Annotated in this window: 13 protein-coding genes and 1 other annotated feature; of the genes, 1 reads left to right on the top strand and 12 read right to left on the bottom strand. The window is 42.5% G+C overall.

The window, feature by feature from the left end; genetic code table 11:
• Window positions 1–6 precede the first annotated feature (6 nt).
• From ACTHOQ_RS02930 to ACTHOQ_RS02940, 3 genes are all read right to left on the bottom strand, one after another.
• Window positions 7–1,260, bottom strand: coding sequence for a bifunctional folylpolyglutamate synthase/dihydrofolate synthase (locus tag ACTHOQ_RS02930; RefSeq protein ID WP_440494171.1), 1,254 nt, complete (start codon window positions 1,258–1,260; stop codon window positions 7–9).
• The gene (locus ACTHOQ_RS02935) at window positions 1,257–2,528 is read right to left on the bottom strand and encodes a bifunctional folylpolyglutamate synthase/dihydrofolate synthase (protein WP_440494172.1); all 1,272 of its coding nucleotides are present in this window, start codon (window positions 2,526–2,528) and stop codon (window positions 1,257–1,259) included. The genes ACTHOQ_RS02930 and ACTHOQ_RS02935 overlap by 4 nt, the downstream gene beginning before the upstream one ends.
• Before the next feature lie 217 nt (window positions 2,529–2,745).
• Window positions 2,746–5,388 carry a valine--tRNA ligase gene (locus ACTHOQ_RS02940; protein ID WP_440494173.1) on the bottom strand — a complete coding sequence of 881 codons (2,643 nt, stop codon included), beginning with the start codon at window positions 5,386–5,388 and terminating at the stop codon, window positions 2,746–2,748.
• 55 nt (window positions 5,389–5,443) lie between these two features.
• Window positions 5,444–5,836 (bottom strand) — a binding site (T-box leader).
• Between the two features lie 117 nt (window positions 5,837–5,953).
• On the opposite strand from ACTHOQ_RS02940, the gene ACTHOQ_RS02945 reads away from it, so the two are divergent.
• On the top strand, window positions 5,954–6,145 hold the full coding sequence (locus ACTHOQ_RS02945) for a YszA family small membrane protein (protein ID WP_440494174.1): 192 nt from the start codon (window positions 5,954–5,956) through the stop codon (window positions 6,143–6,145).
• Window positions 6,146–6,202: 57 nt separating this feature from the next.
• On the opposite strand, the gene ACTHOQ_RS02950 is transcribed toward ACTHOQ_RS02945, so the two are convergent.
• The 9 genes from ACTHOQ_RS02950 to ACTHOQ_RS02990 all read right to left on the bottom strand — a co-directional run bounded on the left by ACTHOQ_RS02950 (window position 6,203) and on the right by ACTHOQ_RS02990 (window position 17,840).
• On the bottom strand, window positions 6,203–6,862 hold the full coding sequence (locus ACTHOQ_RS02950) for an alanine racemase (protein ID WP_440494175.1): 660 nt from the start codon (window positions 6,860–6,862) through the stop codon (window positions 6,203–6,205).
• 61 nt (window positions 6,863–6,923) lie between these two features.
• A complete protein-coding gene (gene hemL / locus ACTHOQ_RS02955) occupies window positions 6,924–8,213 on the bottom strand; it encodes a glutamate-1-semialdehyde 2,1-aminomutase (protein ID WP_440494176.1) in 1,290 nt (429 codons plus the stop codon).
• A 1-nt stretch (window position 8,214) separates the two neighbouring features.
• Complete coding sequence (gene hemB, locus ACTHOQ_RS02960; protein ID WP_440494177.1) at window positions 8,215–9,195, bottom strand: porphobilinogen synthase; 981 nt, start codon at window positions 9,193–9,195, stop codon at window positions 8,215–8,217.
• Window positions 9,192–9,935, bottom strand: coding sequence for a uroporphyrinogen-III synthase (locus ACTHOQ_RS02965; RefSeq protein WP_440494178.1), 744 nt, complete (start codon window positions 9,933–9,935; stop codon window positions 9,192–9,194). Before ACTHOQ_RS02965 ends, hemB begins: the two co-directional genes overlap by 4 nt.
• Entirely contained in the window at window positions 9,925–10,857 is a 933-nt protein-coding gene (gene hemC / locus ACTHOQ_RS02970; protein ID WP_440494179.1) for a hydroxymethylbilane synthase, read from the bottom strand. Before hemC ends, ACTHOQ_RS02965 begins: the two co-directional genes overlap by 11 nt.
• Before the next feature lie 18 nt (window positions 10,858–10,875).
• Complete coding sequence (gene ccsA, locus ACTHOQ_RS02975) at window positions 10,876–11,703, bottom strand: cytochrome c biogenesis protein CcsA (RefSeq protein ID WP_440494180.1); 828 nt, start codon at window positions 11,701–11,703, stop codon at window positions 10,876–10,878.
• Between the two features lie 156 nt (window positions 11,704–11,859).
• Entirely contained in the window at window positions 11,860–13,218 is a 1,359-nt protein-coding gene (hemA, locus tag ACTHOQ_RS02980) for a glutamyl-tRNA reductase (protein WP_440494181.1), read from the bottom strand.
• Window positions 13,219–13,418: 200 nt separating this feature from the next.
• Window positions 13,419–16,379: a VWA domain-containing protein gene (locus tag ACTHOQ_RS02985; protein ID WP_440494182.1), complete on the bottom strand. Its 2,961-nt coding sequence runs from the start codon at window positions 16,377–16,379 to the stop codon at window positions 13,419–13,421.
• A 12-nt stretch (window positions 16,380–16,391) separates the two neighbouring features.
• Entirely contained in the window at window positions 16,392–17,840 is a 1,449-nt protein-coding gene (locus ACTHOQ_RS02990; protein WP_440494183.1) for an S-layer homology domain-containing protein, read from the bottom strand.
• Between the last annotated feature and the right edge of the window lie 18 nt (window positions 17,841–17,858).

Below are 17,858 nucleotides of genomic sequence, written 5' to 3' on the forward strand. Positions count from 1 at the left end.
TAAAGACTAGAACTCTTGCATTTTTTGACGAATTTCACTTAATAAATATAAGGAACCCGTCACAATGCGGATTGTCCCTTCTTGCAGCGGAAGTTTCAACAATGCGGCAACATCGCTAATTATTTGCTTTTCCTCAGCATGACTGAGACTATAAATGGCTGTCGCTTGCATCGCCCGTTCGTTTTGAATGTCGGCAAAGTAAAAAGCATCTCCCACTTCCTCCAATATATGAAGGATCGACCGAACATCTTTGTCCGCCAATAATCCGATAACGAACTCAATTCGCTTCATAGGAAAATGCTCTTTGATTGTGTCGACCAACGACTGAATGCTTGCAGGGTTGTGTGCACCATCAAAATATACATTCGGCAGCACCTGTTCAAAGCGGCCGGCAAGTGTGGCATTTTTTATTCCGAGCTGAATTTTTTGTTCATCAAGCTCAAGTTCAAATATATCCAATACTTCCAAAAAGGCTGTAATCGCACAAGCCATATTATAGCCTTGATGCATTCCTAAAAGCTGACGCCGCAAATCTGTTACCCTTAATTGCCGCGAGAAATTTTCGTATGTCTCTGCGCCTTTACTTTTCGTTACGGTAAAATGCGTGTTATATGCCAGAAGAGATACATGTTTCGCCTTTGCCTCTTGTTCAAAAACTTGCGTAGCGTCTTTTGCCATTTCTCCTATTACAGCAGGGCGATTTTGTTTGAATATGCCCGCTTTATGGTGTGCAATGCTTGTCAATGTATCCCCCAAAAAGTTTGTATGCTCCAACGCAATGCTCGGTACGACAGAAACAATCGGTGTGACAACATTTGTACTGTCCTCTCTTCCGCCCATCCCTGCCTCAATTAACACTAGATCGGGCTTTTGGTCAGCAAAATATAAAAACGCAGCGGTCGTTAATAGCTCAAAGTCCGTTAGTTCCCCGCTAAGCCCTGCCTCTGCTATTCGCTTAAACATACAATCCATTTGCTCACTTGAAATAGGCTTTCCATCAATTTGGATTTGATCATGGACATCGACAATACAAGGCGACATAAACTTGCCGACCGACAATCCGTAAGCCCTTGCCATCCCTTCCACAAATGCCAATGTCGAGCCTTTTCCGTTCGTTCCGGCAAAATGCACAACTTCCAATCGCTTTTCAGGATGACCCAGCTTACTTAACGCTGTTTCAATAGCGGTCAGCCCAGGCTTAATGGCATGATCACTTTCCACTTGCCAACGCTTCTTATATATATGCAGCAGAGGTATCATTCAATCCATCCCCTTTTCACAAAAAGACTGCGCACTTCAGCAATAAAATATAAAGACCCGGTAATGACAAATAGTTCATCGTCCGCCAATCGCTCCATTTCCTCGTCCAGCAGCTGCTTCCAATTTTTATGGCAAAACTTATTCGCATGCTTGCTTTGTTCGAAAAGCTGTTCGGCTGTTGCAGCACGCGGTAAACCGATTTCGGTGAAGTGCATTTCAGTCGCCGCCTCATCCATTAATTCAATGCTTATGGCATGGTCCTTATCCTGTAATGCCGCATATACAAACTTCACCTTTTTATGCGGCGCCGTTTTTTTTAACGTATCGATTAAAGCAGCCGTCCCTTCTGAATTATGCGCGCCGTCTAAAATAATATTGTGCCGGACTTGCTCAAACCGGCCTTCCCATTTCGCTTTCTGGAGCGCATTCTTTACTTTTTGCGCATCCATTGCCGGCAAAAATAAATTTGCGGCGGTAATCGCCAGTGCCGCATTGGAAATTTGATGGTCACCAACCATTGCAAGCTCAATATTTTCGATTTTCATATTTGAAATATAGTCAAAATCGGCACCTGTCTTCTTTTCAACATAAAATTGCTCGCCCAGCGTATAAATGGACGCGCATAAATTTGTTGCCGTTTCTTTAATTACCGCAAGCGCTTCCGTATTTTTTACACCGACGACTACAGGCTTCATCGTTTTGATAATACCCGCTTTTTCCGATGCGATTTCTGCATATGTCCCGCCAAGCATGTCCGTATGCTCCAATGAAATCGTCGTAATGACGCTCACTTCCGGTGTAACAACATTTGTAGAATCTAAACGCCCGCCAATCCCTGTTTCGAGCAATGCAACATCCAATTGCTGCTCCGAAAAATACTGTAGGGCTATTAATGTCATGAATTCAAAAAAACTCGGAAATTTCCCATCCAGCTTTTCCTCGATAATCCGGGCAAGCATGTTCGCTATGCGCAAAAAGTCGGCATCGGAAATCGGTTGCTTATTTACCGTCACACGTTCATTCGCGCGCTCCAAATGCGGGGATATAAAGGCACCGACCGTTAAGCCATGCTCCATTAAAATTTCCCGCACTGCATTTAATGTGGAGCCTTTTCCATTCGAACCAGCAAAATGAATAAATTTTGTTTTTTGTTCAGGGTTGCCGAGCACATTTAAAATAATATGGGCTGACTGCAGTGGCTCTCCTTTATACTCGCTCGCTTTTAACCGGAAAATAAAATCCGTGCATTGCTCGATCTTTTGAAACATCTATTTCCTCTCCCTATTGATGCTGTTATGTAATATATTCAATTATAGCGAAATTAAAAAAAGGTTTTTCGAAAAATGCCTTTAAGGACGAACTTTATGCCGAACATGGCGGCAATTGATTATGGCCGCTTCATAGGCAAGTTATTTAGCGTATTTTCATCAGAAGAAGGGCTGCGCAAAATACTTCTCTTTTTGCGCAGCCCATTCCCAATTACAATTACATATTTTTCAATTCTGCAATACGCTTTTCAACCGTCGCGAATTTCTCTTCATAGTCCGCCAATTTTTCGCGTTCTGCCGCTACTAAAGCTTCCGGCGCCTTTGAAACAAACCGTTCGTTCGATAATTTGCCGGAAACTAATTTAACTTCTTTCGCCCATTTGTCCAGCTCTTTTTCAAGGCGGGCGATTTCTTCTTCAATATTGATTAAGCCTGCTAATGGCATGAAGATTTCCGCCCCTGAAACTACTGCTGACATCGCCTGTGCCGGCGCTTCAAGCTGCGCGCCGATTGTTAAGCCTTCCGGATTACAGAATTTTTCGATATAGCCTTTGTTCGCTTCAAGTATAGCCGCTGTTTGATCATCTTTTGCTGAAATCGTCATCGCTACTTTTTTGCTCATCGGCGTGTTCACTTCTGCACGGATATTACGTACTGAACGGATAATATCCATTAATAGCTGCATATCGCCTGCTTCTGCCGTAAAGTTGAATGCCGGATTTACAGTCGGCCATGCAGCAACTGTAATTGACTCCCCTTCATGCGGCAAATGCTGCCAAATTTCCTCTGTAACGAACGGCATTAATGGGTGAAGTAAACGCATTGTGTTATCCAATACGTAGGCAAGCACCGAACGCGCCGTTAATTTGGCAGCTTCGTCTTCACCGTATAATGGTAATTTCGCCATTTCGATATACCAGGAACAGAAATCATCCCAAATAAAATTATACAATTCACGGCCGACTTCACCGAACTCATATTTATCAGATAATGCTGTTACACGTTCAATCGTTTCATTCAGGCGGGAAAGAATCCATTTATCCGCTGTTGAAAGATCACCTGTTAAATCGATTTGCCCGTATGTTAAGCCTTCCATATTCATCAATGCAAAACGGGATGCGTTCCAGATTTTATTTACAAAGTTCCATGTCGATTCTACTTTTTCTGTTGAGTAGCGTAAATCTTGCCCTGGAGATGAACCTGTCGCAAGGAAGTAACGCAATGAATCCGCGCCATATTGGTCAATCACATCCATCGGGTCAACACCATTGCCAAGCGATTTAGACATTTTGCGTCCTTCTTCATCACGCACTAAACCGTGGATTAATACGTCTTTAAATGGACGTTGCCCGGTAAATTCTTTTCCTTGGAAGATCATGCGGCTTACCCAGAAGAAAATAATGTCATAGCCAGTTACTAGCGTATTTGTCGGATAGTAGCGTTTATATAACGCATCTTCCTCATTCGGCCAGTTCATTGTAGAAAATGGCCATAATGCGGATGAGAACCATGTATCAAGAACATCTTCGTCTTGTGTCCAGTTTTCCTTATCTTCAGGCGCATTTTTTCCAACATAGATTTCGCCAGTTTCATTATTGTACCAAGCCGGAATTTGGTGCCCCCACCATAATTGGCGGGAAATACACCAGTCATGGATATTTTCCATCCAGCGGTTATATGTGTTTTCGAAACGATTTGGCACGAAGTTTACTTTTTCGTTTTCTTCTGCCTGTATTTTTAATGCTTCTTCAGCCAATGGCGCCATTTTAACGAACCATTGTTTTGAAAGGTAAGGCTCTACTACTGCATCTGTGCGCTCTGAATGACCTACTTGGTGCACATGCGGCTCGATTTCGATTAATACACCCGCTTCTTGCAAGTCCGCCACAATTTGCTTACGGCATTCGAATCGGTCCATTCCATTATATTTTCCGGCAAGCTCATTCATCGTGCCGTCTTCGTTCATTACTAAAATACGCTCTAAATTATGACGGTTCCCAACTTCAAAGTCATTCGGGTCATGTGCCGGCGTCATTTTTACAACACCTGTGCCGAATTCCATATCCACATAGTCATCTGCCACGATTGGAATTTCGCGTCCTACGATTGGTAAAATTACCGTTTTTCCTACTAAGTGTGCATAGCGCTCATCTTCTGGATGTACAGCAACACCTGAATCGCCAAGCATTGTTTCAGGACGCGTCGTTGCGACACGCAATTTACCAGAGCCGTCTGCCAGCGGGTATTCCATATGGTAAAATGCGCCCTCTACTTCTTTGTGGATAACTTCGATGTCGGAAAGGGCTGTTTTTGCCGCAGGGTCCCAGTTGATAATGCGTTCGCCGCGGTAAATATAGCCTTTTTCGTACAGCTTTACGAAAACCTCTTTTACCGCTTCTGATAAACCTTCATCCAATGTGAAGCGCTCTTTTGAATAATCCAGCCCTAAGCCTAGCTTCGCCCATTGCGCACGGATGTGGGAAGCGTATTCTTCTTTCCATTCCCATGTTTTTTCAAGGAATTTTTCACGGCCAAGATCGTAGCGGGAAATGCCTTCACCGCGCAATTGCTCCTCCACTTTCGCCTGTGTTGCGATCCCTGCATGGTCCATACCAGGCAGCCATAGCGCGTCATAGCCTTGCATGCGCTTCATGCGGATTAAAATATCCTGTAATGTTGTATCCCATGCATGGCCGAGATGCAATTTCCCTGTTACGTTCGGTGGTGGAATAACGATGGAATATGGTTCTTTATCGCTTGTTGGATCTGCTTCGAAAAATTTGCCGTTCAGCCACCATTCATAGCGGCCGGCTTCTGTTGACTTTGGATCATACTTTGTTGGCATTGTGATTTCCGTCATGTGAATCTCTCCTTAAAATAAATTCAACTAAAATAAAAAACTCCCTTCGCCTATAAAAAAGGACGAGGGAGTTAGTTCGCGGTACCACCTTTAATTCCGTCGGTCAAGTCAAGCGTCCGCATACTTCGTCATTCGCTTCACTCGTCCGCTCATGAACTATGCGTTCAATTTGCGTCTTCGCTCGGCTGCGTTTCTTGTCTGACAAGCGCTTTCTTTTGACCTTTCATATTAAAAAGTCAAGCGCTCGCATACAATGTGAATATGCGGCGTTGCAATGCCCAAACGGCACTTCATTCGATAACGGTGTTTAACCGGAACTTAGCTACTAATTCGTTCACTAAGTCAGCTCCTAGGCTACCTTCTGTACGGACGATGCAGAAACTTTCCAGCTGCCGTTTCCTCTCTGTGCATCATGAGCATACATACTCTTCCTGTTCATCGCTTCAATTATATTGTTGCAATTTATTTTAAGCTGTTTTTTGCGAAATTTCAAGTGCCGGATTGCATTATGCAAAAACACGTTTTTTATTATGTTTACATATACTATGCAAAAGGGGTTTGGAAATTGCGAAAAAATTATAATCCGTACTTGTTGCCGCCATGGTTGCGAAAACTCCGCTTTTATATGAAGCACTGCATTATTCCGCTAACTGTTTTTCAAGCAATCCGAACAATCATAGTCCCGACAACAGGCGATATATTATTATTGGCGGTCCTTATTTTAATCTGTTACTTATTATTAACAGACTTCATTTAAAATCCTTTCGGAAAATGAAATGGTCCCGTAAGATAAGCGACTTACGGAACCGTTTTTTTATTTTTTCACTTGGATTTGGACACGGCTGTATGCATCGGCCAGTTGCTCCAAAAAATCAAGCTCTTCTGAAACAAGCTGAACTGGCGGTGTTTCTTGCTGTAGCTCAGCTTGCAGGTCCGCTTCAGCCAGTACTATATGTTCTTCAATAGAAGGTTGTTGCACCGGCTCGGCAGCTTCGGTCATTTCGACGATTTCAGCATTTTCCGTGATTTCAAGGACTTCCGCGTTTTCAGCGATTTCAGCTTTTTCGCTGACTTCCGCGATTGCTTGTACATTCTTTTCCATATCGCAATGAACATGCCAGCTACATAAGCAGCAACCATTATTCGGTTCGATTTTCACATCCTTTATGCGAAGAGAAATATTTCCGATGTCATCATTCGGAAAATCGATGGCAAATGGCAAGGCGTATTCAAAATAGCCATGATCTTTTTCAATATCCATATGCTCGATATAAATGCCTTCCTCTATTTCCTCTTCCCTTGGTACATGATCAAATTGGATATTTCCTTTTAATACATAAATGCCTCTTAATACAATTGAATCATCCTTGGTTTCCTCATGCCATTTCGGTTCGACAACTATTTTGGAATTTGCTAGGACATTTCCTAATTGCTTCGGAAATGTGAACATCTCGTTCATTTCCCACTGTTGCATAAAAAATCCCCTCCTACGTTTACATTATGCATAGAAAGGGGATTTATGAGTTCTTAATAGATTACCGGGCCAATTTTTCAAATACACGGTGGAATGCTTCAACCGTTTTGGCGATATGCTGTTCTGTATGCGCTGTTGAAATGAATAATCCTTCAAACTGGGATGGGGGCAGGAAAATGCCCTCTTCCGCCATTAATTTAAAGTATTCTGCAAACAGTTCCAAATCAGAGCTTTTTGCTGTTTCAAAATCGATTACATCTTCATTTGTGAAGAAGAAACCAATCATCGACCCTGCACGATTCACTGTATGCGGAATATTATATTTCGTCGCTGCGGCACGGAATCCTTCTTCCAATTGGTCGCCGAGTTTACGGAAATACGTATACGATTCCTTATTCAGACGGGATAATGTTTCATATCCTGCTGTCATCGCAAGCGGGTTACCCGATAATGTCCCTGCTTGGTAAATCGGACCTGCAGGAGCTATTTTTTCCATAATTTCGCGCTTTCCGCCGAATGCGCCTACTGGCAAACCTCCGCCGATTACTTTTCCTAAACAAGTAAGGTCTGGTGCAATTCCATAGTATTCCTGTGCACATCCGTAGTCAACACGGAAACCTGTCATAACTTCATCAAAGATTAATAATGTACCATTTTCTTCAGTAAGCTTGCGCAATCCTTCCAAAAAGCCTTTTTGTGGCGGAACAACACCCATATTCCCGGCTACCGGCTCTAAAATAACGGCAGCTAAATCCGAACCGAACTTCTCGAATACTACTTTTGCTGATTCCAGATCGTTGTACGCGACTGTCAGCGTATTTTTAGCGATATCTGCCGGTACACCAGGTGAATCCGGCAAACCAAGCGTTGCAACACCTGAGCCCGCTTTAATTAATAATGAATCCCCGTGACCGTGGTATGAGCCTTCGAATTTCAAAATTTTATCGCGCCCTGTAAAGCCGCGCGCCAAACGCAATGCCGACATCGTAGCTTCCGTGCCTGAAGAAACGAAGCGAATCATTTCTACAGATGGCAGACGGTCCATTACAAGCTTTGCCAATTTGTTTTCAGAAACAGTCGGCGCCCCAAATGAAGCCCCTTTAGCTGCTTGCTCTTGAATTGCCGCAACAACTTCCGGGTGTGCATGTCCTAAAATAAGCGGTCCCCATGATAGTACATAGTCAATATATTCATTGCCATCAATATCTTTAATAACGGCGCCTTTTCCCGATTCCATGAAAATCGGGTCCAGATTCACCGATTTGAACGCACGTACTGGCGAGTTTACCCCGCCTGGCATTAAATCAACGGCTTCTGTAAAAGCTGCTTTCGATTTTTCATAACTGCGCATATTATTTCTCCTCCAACCAACGACATACGTCTTTTGCATGATAAGTAATAATTAAATCCGATCCCGCACGCTTCATACCTAATAATGTTTCAAGTACAACTGCTTTTTCGTCAATCCAGCCATTCGCTGCGGCTGCTTTAACCATCGAATATTCGCCTGATACATTATAGGCAACGACAGGCAGCGGAAAACTGTTTTTCACATCGCGAATAATATCCATATAAGCTAATGCCGGCTTCACTATGAGGAAATCCGCGCCTTCCTCTACATCAGATGTTGCTTCACGCATCGCTTCCATTCGGTTGGAAGGATCCATCTGATACGTTTTGCGGTCACCGAATTGTGGTGCCCCTTCTGCCGCTTCACGGAATGGCCCGTAATAGCTTGATGCGTATTTCACCGCATAGGACATAATCGGAATATGCTCGAAGCCTGCTGCATCCAGCCCTGCGCGAATCGCAGTAACAAAGCCGTCCATCATGTTCGATGGTGCAATAATGTCCGCGCCTGCTTTAGCCTGCGAAACAGCTGTACGAGCCAATACATCAAGTGATGGATCATTTAAAACTTGTTCGCCTTCAATGACCCCACAATGTCCGTGATCGGTAAATTCGCATAAGCATGTATCCGCTACTACTAAAAGTTCCGGGTGACGCTCTTTAATTAACCGTGTCGCCTCTTGAACAATCCCATGATCATGGAACGCGCCTGTACCTACTGCATCCTTTTCAGCTGGAATACCGAATAATAATACTGCACGAATGCCTAAATCGACAATTTCATCCACTTCTTCAGCTAAATTGTCCAAAGAAAGCTGAAATACATCTGGCATTGAACTTACTTCATTTTTAATATTTTCGCCCTCAATAATAAATAATGGATAAATCAGGTCTTCTTTTTGTAGGTGCGTTTCTTTTACTAAAGCACGCATCGCTGCATTTTGGCGCAGGCGACGGTGACGCTGGAAATAAAGTTCTGTCATTTTGTCTGTTCCTCCAAGATGAGCTGCTCGACTACAGCTTGCATCGTATAGATTTTTGGTTGCACAATGGGTTTTACCCCGTATTTTGCGAGAGCAGCTGTCGTTACATGACCAATCGAGGCAAATTTTGCAAAACACCAATCCAGATCCGGTACGATATACTCCGCATATACATCTACTGCGGAAGGACTTGCAAAAATTACGATAGGCTCGGCGCTGGAAATAAGGCACTGCTCTAATTGCTCTATATATTTCAGGCAATCCTGCGTCTCGTATATCGTCCACTCATCAGCACCCGTGCCGTCCCGGATTGTTGCCTTCGCCATCGATCCGCGCAAAAATAGCACGCGCTCCTGTGATTCCTTTCGAAACTCCTGCACGAACACATCCGCACTATAAACGGTTGGCATAAAATGAACCTTTAATTGTGCATTGCCTAAAAGCTCCGCAGTTTTCTCGCCAACTGCAGCAATTTTATGCGGCAACTCTGCATAGTTCACATGATGACGTATACACTTAGCCAAAAAGCTAATTACCGCATTTTGGCTCGTAAAAATGAGCCAATCATATAACGGCAGCTTGTCGATGAACGATGCATCTTCGTCTGAAATTTTTTCTACCGTCTCGATTAGCGGCAAATGCCTTACAGTCCCGCCATGTTGCTCAATGGATTGTTTCACTGAAGCAACGACGGTGGACCCTGTTAAAATAATCGTTTTGCCCGCTAATCTATTCGGCATCCAACTCAGCCTTTACGCGCTGAATCAACTCATATGCTCCTTGCTCCGTCAGCATCGAGGCAACAGCTTTCCCTAGAGCATCTGCATCTGTGCCTGATAATGTTTCCTTATAAAAGATCGAGGCATCCGGTGCAGCAACCATACCTGTCAGTGTAATCGACCCGCCATCAACTGTCGCATACCCGGCAATCGGCACTTGACACCCGCCATCCATTGCCGCTAAAAACGATCGTTCTGCATGTGCGGTTTCCCAAGTTTGCGCATCGGTCAATTTCGCCAATTGCTCCAATAGCTCTGTATCATCTGCACGGCATTCAATACCTAGCGAACCTTGTGCAACAGCCGGCAAGCAAATATCCGCATCCAAATATTCGGTAACGACTTCTTCGCTCCAGCCAAGACGTTTTAAGCCTGCCGCAGCCAATATAATCGCATCATACTCTTCTGTTTGCAATTTGTTTAAACGTGTATCGACATTTCCGCGAATCCACTTAATTTCCAGGTCTGGGCGTACTTGCAATAGCTGTGCGCTGCGACGCAATGAACTCGTCCCCACGACTGCACCATGCGGTAAATCGGCAAACTTCACATGACCTTTCGAAATAAAGGCATCACGAGCATCTTCACGTGGAGGAATACAGCCAATGACAAGCCCTTCCGGTAATACAGCCGGCATATCCTTCATCGAATGCACCGCAAAATCGATTTCCTTATCATATAAAGCTTGCTCGATTTCTTTTACGAATAGACCTTTCCCGCCAACTTTTGAAAGCTGCACATCTAAAATTTGATCACCTTTTGTCACGATTTCCTTTATTTCAAATTCAAATGGCACACCAGCCGCTTTTAATTCATTAATAAACCAATTTGTTTGTGTTAATGCCAGTTTACTTTTTCGAGACCCTACAATAATTTTTCTCACTATACTCCGACCTTTCTGTTAAACCCATAGATGGAAATTCGATAATTTGCTGCCGAGGAAAAAATTGACGACAACGAGCAAAAATAAATAAATATGCACTTTCGCATACGTTGTTCCTAATAATTTGCCTCTTTGGTGAAGCAAATAAATAATCAGGTAAACAACGGATACGATGAACGAGCCAATAATTTTAACATCGAAAAGCGAAACAGTTTCCAATGTTAAAAATGCCCATTCCAATCCTAAAATTAAACTAATCAATAATAGCGGTATGCCGATAATTGTCGACAAATTCATCCACTTTACTGTCTGCTGCAAACTCGGCAGCCTGGACCATAAATTGTTTAATTTTTTCTGCTTTAATATTCGATATAAAATTATATACAGCAGCGAAAAGACAAACGCAACGGAAAAGGCTGCGTAAGACACTATCGCAAAGCTAATATGGATTAATAGCATTTCCGAAACTAAGGACTCTCCGACAATCTGTCCGTTTGTTTGAGGCGCAAATAAATGGATTGTCACAAAAATGAAGCTTAAAACATTTATAAAAAATACAGGTAAATCGACACGGGCGATACAATGCAGCACAATCGACAGCGTTGTTAAAAGCCACGCATAAAAAAATACACCTTCATACAACGACAAAATCGGAAAGCGTTTCGTTTCGATAATAAATAATACAATAAATAAAATTTGCAGAACCCATACGATCGAAACAAACCAAAAAGCAACGCGTCTGAATTTCACATTTTTATATAAGTAGTCTGTAAAATAGAGCACAATGCTGAGCGCATAGAGAATAATCATGAGCTCATATAATCTTGCCATTACCAGTTCTGTCATATGCACCCTTCTCCTATTTGAAACTTGCACATTCTTGATTTTTACTAAAAAAGCGCTTTCGCCATCTACAATTTTACCATAGAGATACGAAAACGCTTATATTTTATTTGAATAAAGCACTTCAATAAGGCTCAATTTCTATTGGCTATTGTTCAATTAATAAGATAGACCTGGATTTAAGTTATCATCAGTTACTTTTTCATTGCTTTTTACTTTTCCGGCATGTAAATGGCGCACTTGCTGCTGCACTTGGTCTTCAATCCCGAAGATTTGCTGGAATAATGCAAGCTGTGCTTCTGCATCTTTCTCATTCGCCAGCTCTTTTGCCTGAAGGATTGGCGTTTTTAGTAATTGATTAATAATCGATTTTGTATGCTTATTCAAAATTTTACGTTCGCGTTCTGTTAAATCCGGCATTTTGTTTTCGATGCTCATCATTGTTTCTTCTTGGATCGATGCCGCTTTTTTACGTAAGGCAGAAATGACCGGAACGACGCCAAGCGTGTTAAACCAATCTTTAAATTGAATAATTTCATCATTGATCATCGACATGATTTCATTTGCCGCGCGCTCGCGTTCTGCCAGGTTCGCTTGTACAATCCCTTGCAGATCATCAATATCGTACAGGAAAACGTTCGGAACATCCCCGATACGCGGGTCTAAATCACGCGGCACCGCAATATCGACCATAAATAACGGATCGCCCTTACGGAACTTCGCAACATCTTTCATCAAATCATAGTCAATGACATAATTTGTTGCACCTGTTGAACTAATTAAAATATCCGCTTCCAAAAGCGTACATTGCAATTCGTTCATAGCCTTTGCATCGCCGTCAAACTTCGATGCCAAATTTTGGGCTTTTTCAAATGTACGATTAATAACAGTCACTTTTCCAACACCATTGCCATGAAGGTTTTGAATTGCGAGTTCCCCCATTTTACCGGCCCCTAAAATAGCGACATGCTTGTTTTGCAAGGAACCAAAAATTTTCTTCGCAAGCTCCACTGCTGCATATGAAACAGATACGGCATTTTCCCCGATTGCTGTTTCACTGTGGGCACGTTTTGCGAATGTAACCGCTTGTTTAAATAAGTGATTGTAAACAGTACCCGTAGTTCCAAGCTCCTGGCCTTGCAGGAAACTTTTCTTTACTTGTCCTAAAATTTGCGTTTCCCCCAACACCATTGAATCAATACCAGCCGTCACGCGGAACAAATGGTTTAACGACTCATCTTCTTCACGGATGAATAGATGGTCCTCGAATTGCTCCATCGGTATGTTAAACCAGTTAGCCAAAAATTGTTTAATATAATAGCGGCCAGTGTGTAATTGATCAACAACCGCATATATTTCAGTACGGTTACAAGTAGAGATAATTACGTTTTCTAATATGCTTTTTTGTTGTTGCAGCGCTTCCATAGCATTCGGAAGATCTGATTCGATAAACGACAGCTTTTCCCGAATTTCTACTGGCGCCGTTTTATAATTCAAGCCTACTACTAATGTATGCATGAACCCCCACACCTCACACGTTCTAATTCACAGATTCTATTGTAGCATAAAGGAAGCATTATTCACGTCTATATTGTGAACATGCTATGAAAGTATTTTTAAATTAGAATTATTCTAATGTAAGTTTAGCAAAGTTCGACACATATTTCAATCATTCGGATTAAAAAAGAAGCCCGCCTTAATTCAGCGAGCCTCTTTTTTTACATATTATGAATTTTCGTTGCGATAATATTACCGGATTGGTCAAGCGCTTGGAATTCCACTTCAACATACAGATCAAATTCCGGGAACTCATACAAGTTCGGTCGGTGCATATAGCGTGAAGAACCGCGTGCCGGAAGATCGTAGCGGACGTCCCCGCTCGGTGAAATGAACACTGCACGCACGCCTTTTACATTGTCGCACCCTGTATTCACATCAGCGATAATCGTAACTTTTTGTGTCTCAATTCGCACATCTGTACGATTAAAAATTGTATCGCCTGCTAAACAGCTGTTGTTCATAACAGGTGTTTTACATAAAATCGTTGTAATTATCGATTGCAGCGATCCATGTAAATTTTCGATCGTTGAAATATTTTGGTATGTGCCCTTAGTTTCCGAAGAAATTTCTTTCAATAGCTTTTCGTTAACTGTTGTATAGGAGCCGACAGAAACTGTATGGATTGCAATCCCTTTTTCTTTGGCGCTGCGAATGACATCATCCAAACCATTGCTGTTCGAATAGCCGTCCGTTACTAATACGATTGCTTTGTTCGTATATTGGTTTGAAGTGAAGTTATTGACTGCTGTTTTTAGTGCTGAAACGATATTCGTAGATCGGTTTTCGTTTTTATAGCTTAGTAAACTATCAATGCTTGAAACAACATTTGCTTTATCTGTCGCCTCATGGTTAGGACGATTGCTGAAGCGATACACATGGCTTGGGTTCGCACCGATTTGCTTAACTGTCTGTTTCACTTTGTCAGCAGTATAGTTTTTCGAGTCGCGCACTTTCATCGAGCCGGAATGATCGACTACAAACATAACTTCCGATTCAAGTGCGCATAAATTACTTTCAAAACGCGGATTTGCAAAAATTGTTTCTGAAACTGTTACATTTTTTAAGCTTTGAACTACTTTGTCGTAGCGCGGATCCAAGTCGATCAGGCGCGCTTTTACTTGTGAATTGCCGTATAGGATATCATCGAAGTAAACAACAGCAGAACCGCGGCTGCCTGTATTGTTATTGTAATCTTTCGTGTTCGTATCAAATGACACAACACGCGTTTTCCCGTTGAATGTCACTTCAACTGTCCCTTTATAATCGGTAATGATAACTCCGCTTGGCGCCACTAAATTGACGATCACTTTCGTATAGCGGTCCATGCCTTCCGGACGCTGCTGCAGTTCTTTCCCTGCAAGCAATACTTCAATTTTCGAAACGGCGCCTTCCAGTTTACCGATTAAATCTGCATAGTCTTTTTTCAATAGGTTTTTGTCGATTTGTCCTAAACGATCATACATCGCTTTAATCACTTCAACCGATTCTTCATGCGCCAATGTAATTTGATCGGCAATCGGCAAAAACTTTCCTGTCAAGTAAATGATAACGGCATGCAGCATGGAATTGAAGCCGACCGTATCCTCTTCACTCATAACACCTTGCAAGTCATACGTAGCACGGCCTTCATTATTTACCGTATACATTACTTTTGCATTTCCTAAACCGCCCCATGAAGATTCGCCTTCCGGACCTTCAATCATGTATTCTAAAATTTGTTCGAATAACCATACTGAAATGATTTGGCCCTCTAATTTCAACTCCGCATTTCCATATTGAATTTCATCAGAAGTGACCTCGCCTTGTGTCAATGCTCCTTGGGCGTTTGTATACGATTCCCATTTCGAACCCGTCATCACTTTAATATCTTCATCGTAATCTGTAATCGTAATAATCCCATTTTGAGTAAACGGAACTGTTGTCGTACCTACAACTCCTTGAGGCAAGGCCGGCAAAGGCTTCACTCCCGGATCAACCGTTCCGCCATTCCATTCTGTCTGCTCCGGATCGAACACTTCATACGTAATGCGAAGTTCTGCTTTTGGCACATAGCGCACAGAAGCTTCGATTACCTGGTTTTTATATGTGTGATACTTCTCTGATGGGTCTATCATCTCAAAACGTATTGTGTCTACTACTGACTTTGTTAAAGAAGGTGCTGTGACATATACATTGAGCTGTGGACCATCTGTATACACAACTGTCGATTGGCCGCTTGTGCTCGTGTTCGTCTCGGAAACTTTCGCGCCTGCCACTGACGTTACTTTAAATGCAAGAGACTCATCATATGAAATGTCATTGCCATAGCTATCGCGCAAATCAATTGTAATCAATGTTGAATCAATGCCATTTGCGATTAATTCTTCATTCGCCACTTTGATGCTCTTTACCGCTTTATAAATATCGGGACGCTTATTTTTATCGTCCGTATTTTTACCCGGCGTCGTCGGTATTGCCACCGTGCCATCTTTGCTTTCGACAAAATTTGTCGGCAGCGTGATTTTATTGTTGTCCTTGCCTGCTGGCGCGCTCGCTAAACCTTCAATCGCCATCTTACCTTGCTGATTGATGCGGTACATAAATACAGCCATATCGCCACGGTTAATATTGCGTGTCGGTTTATAGTCTTCAAATGTGCGCTTGCCTGTCGTGCCTGTCGTAATTTCATTCATATATAAATATTGCACTGCCTGTACTTCCGATAAGTCAAGACCATTTACCGCAGCATATAGACGCGCAAAATGCCCGCGCGAAATATTCGCATTGCGCTTTGACGGATTGTCGGCCCCATATAAAGGGATATTTAAACTGCTGTAATGTTCATATAGCATATCTTTGTTATTCGCATCGAAATGGTAGTTGCCGTCAAGCTTCGCCAGAAACTGCAGCATTTGCCATTCCATCACTAGCGTACCCGACTGGAATTTACTCCCGCCGGATAATTGCATGTAATCATTGTCCACTGCCCATTTTGCAGCTTTATATTTCGAGTTTGTTTTCGCGATATCCGAAATTTGTTTGTTTGCTGCTTCCGCTTCTATCGGTCCGAACGGGAAGGCTATTGAAAGGATAAGAAGACAAGAAAGCAGCATTGCCATTAATTTCTTCGGTTTATTCATGTTTGCAACTCCTTAGTTAAAGAACAGAATATTGTCTCGGTAGTTTTCTTTTAAATCCGTTTCCAAATAACGTAAAAATCGTTCGATAATCGCTGAAGATTGCGCACGCGTCAACGTATCTTTCGGATTGAAATAGCCATTGCTGCCCGATAGTAATCCTAGCTGTGTCGCAACATAAATCGAATCGCGCGCATAATCCGTAATTTTATAATCATCTTTGTATTCGGTTGTATAGCCCGGGTCTGGCGCTTTTCCTTCCAAGCCAAGCGCTCGCACTAAAATCGTCGCTGCCTGCTGACGCGTTAAGAAGCCGTCCGGGTCAAAAGTAGTCGGCGTTGTTCCTTTAATAACCCCTTTATTTACGGCCGCCACTAAATAATTGTAGTCTTTCGTTGTACGTTTCACATCTTTGAAAATAGCCGGCTGTGCCGAATTGCGGCGATTATTTTGCTCTTCCAATACACGCAGGTCGATCGCTTTACCAATAGCAATCGCAAAATCATAGCGCTGTACCGGTGTATTTGGTGAATAGAAGTTCGATTGGTCATCTAAAATTCCAAGCGAATACAGTTTTTCGATTTGCTCACGTGCCCAGTTTGAAGACAAGTCGCGGAATTTCGGTATTTTGAGCATTTCCAGCTTCGGCATATAATCGATATTGCTCGCTACTTTCCCCCTGCCGTTCGGTAAGTCGTATTCATATTCTGACAATGAATCCGCAGAGCTGACTGTTTTGTAGTTGCCATTGAAGCTTGATAATGTAGCATCATTTTCGTTGTATTCCAGTGTGCGCGATTTTGCTGTTGATACTTTATTTGTTACTGTCCCTATCGAGCCATCTTCAAATTCGAATTCAAAGTCCGTAATTTGCGTTTCAGTAGCTCCCCAGAAATTTTCATAGCCTTCATTGCGGCTGTTTACATCTACCGTAATTGTTTTCGTAGCCGCATCTTTTCCGCGTCCTGTTGTTTCAGTATACGTTTTACGTGCAACTGCTTCCCCTGAATAATAGTCGGATGCAGGGCGTTTATCCGTTATCGTGCTTTTTGAAAGTTGATAATCGGCCAATGTGAATGTGCGGTCACCAACTGTAATTTTTTCCGTGAACTTCGTGACACTCCCTGTCGCAGAACTTTGACCGACTTGATCATAATTTGTCACATCATATGTATAAGTAAAGTTGCGTGTCAATTTTTCTCCGTTTTGTCCTGTTAGCGTAAATTTATACGTTTCCGTTAATTTCCCTTGGCGCTCCGTTTGCGTTACGGAAACGTTTTTGCTCGTACCTGTGAATTTAATCGGCTTTCCTGTCAAAAAGAAGTATTCTTCGTATTCATATTCATTTTTAATTCCACCCGTCAAATCGATCGACTGTGCTGAACTTTTTAAAGGGTGCATCAGCAGTGCCATACAGAAAATTGAGCATGCCAATAGCGCTGTTAAGTTAAGTTTCTTTCTCACAAATCCGTTCCTCATTTC

Origin of the sequence: Solibacillus silvestris, assembly GCF_051967575.1 — a bacterium.
GTDB lineage: Bacteria > Bacillota > Bacilli > Bacillales_A > Planococcaceae > Solibacillus > Solibacillus silvestris_B.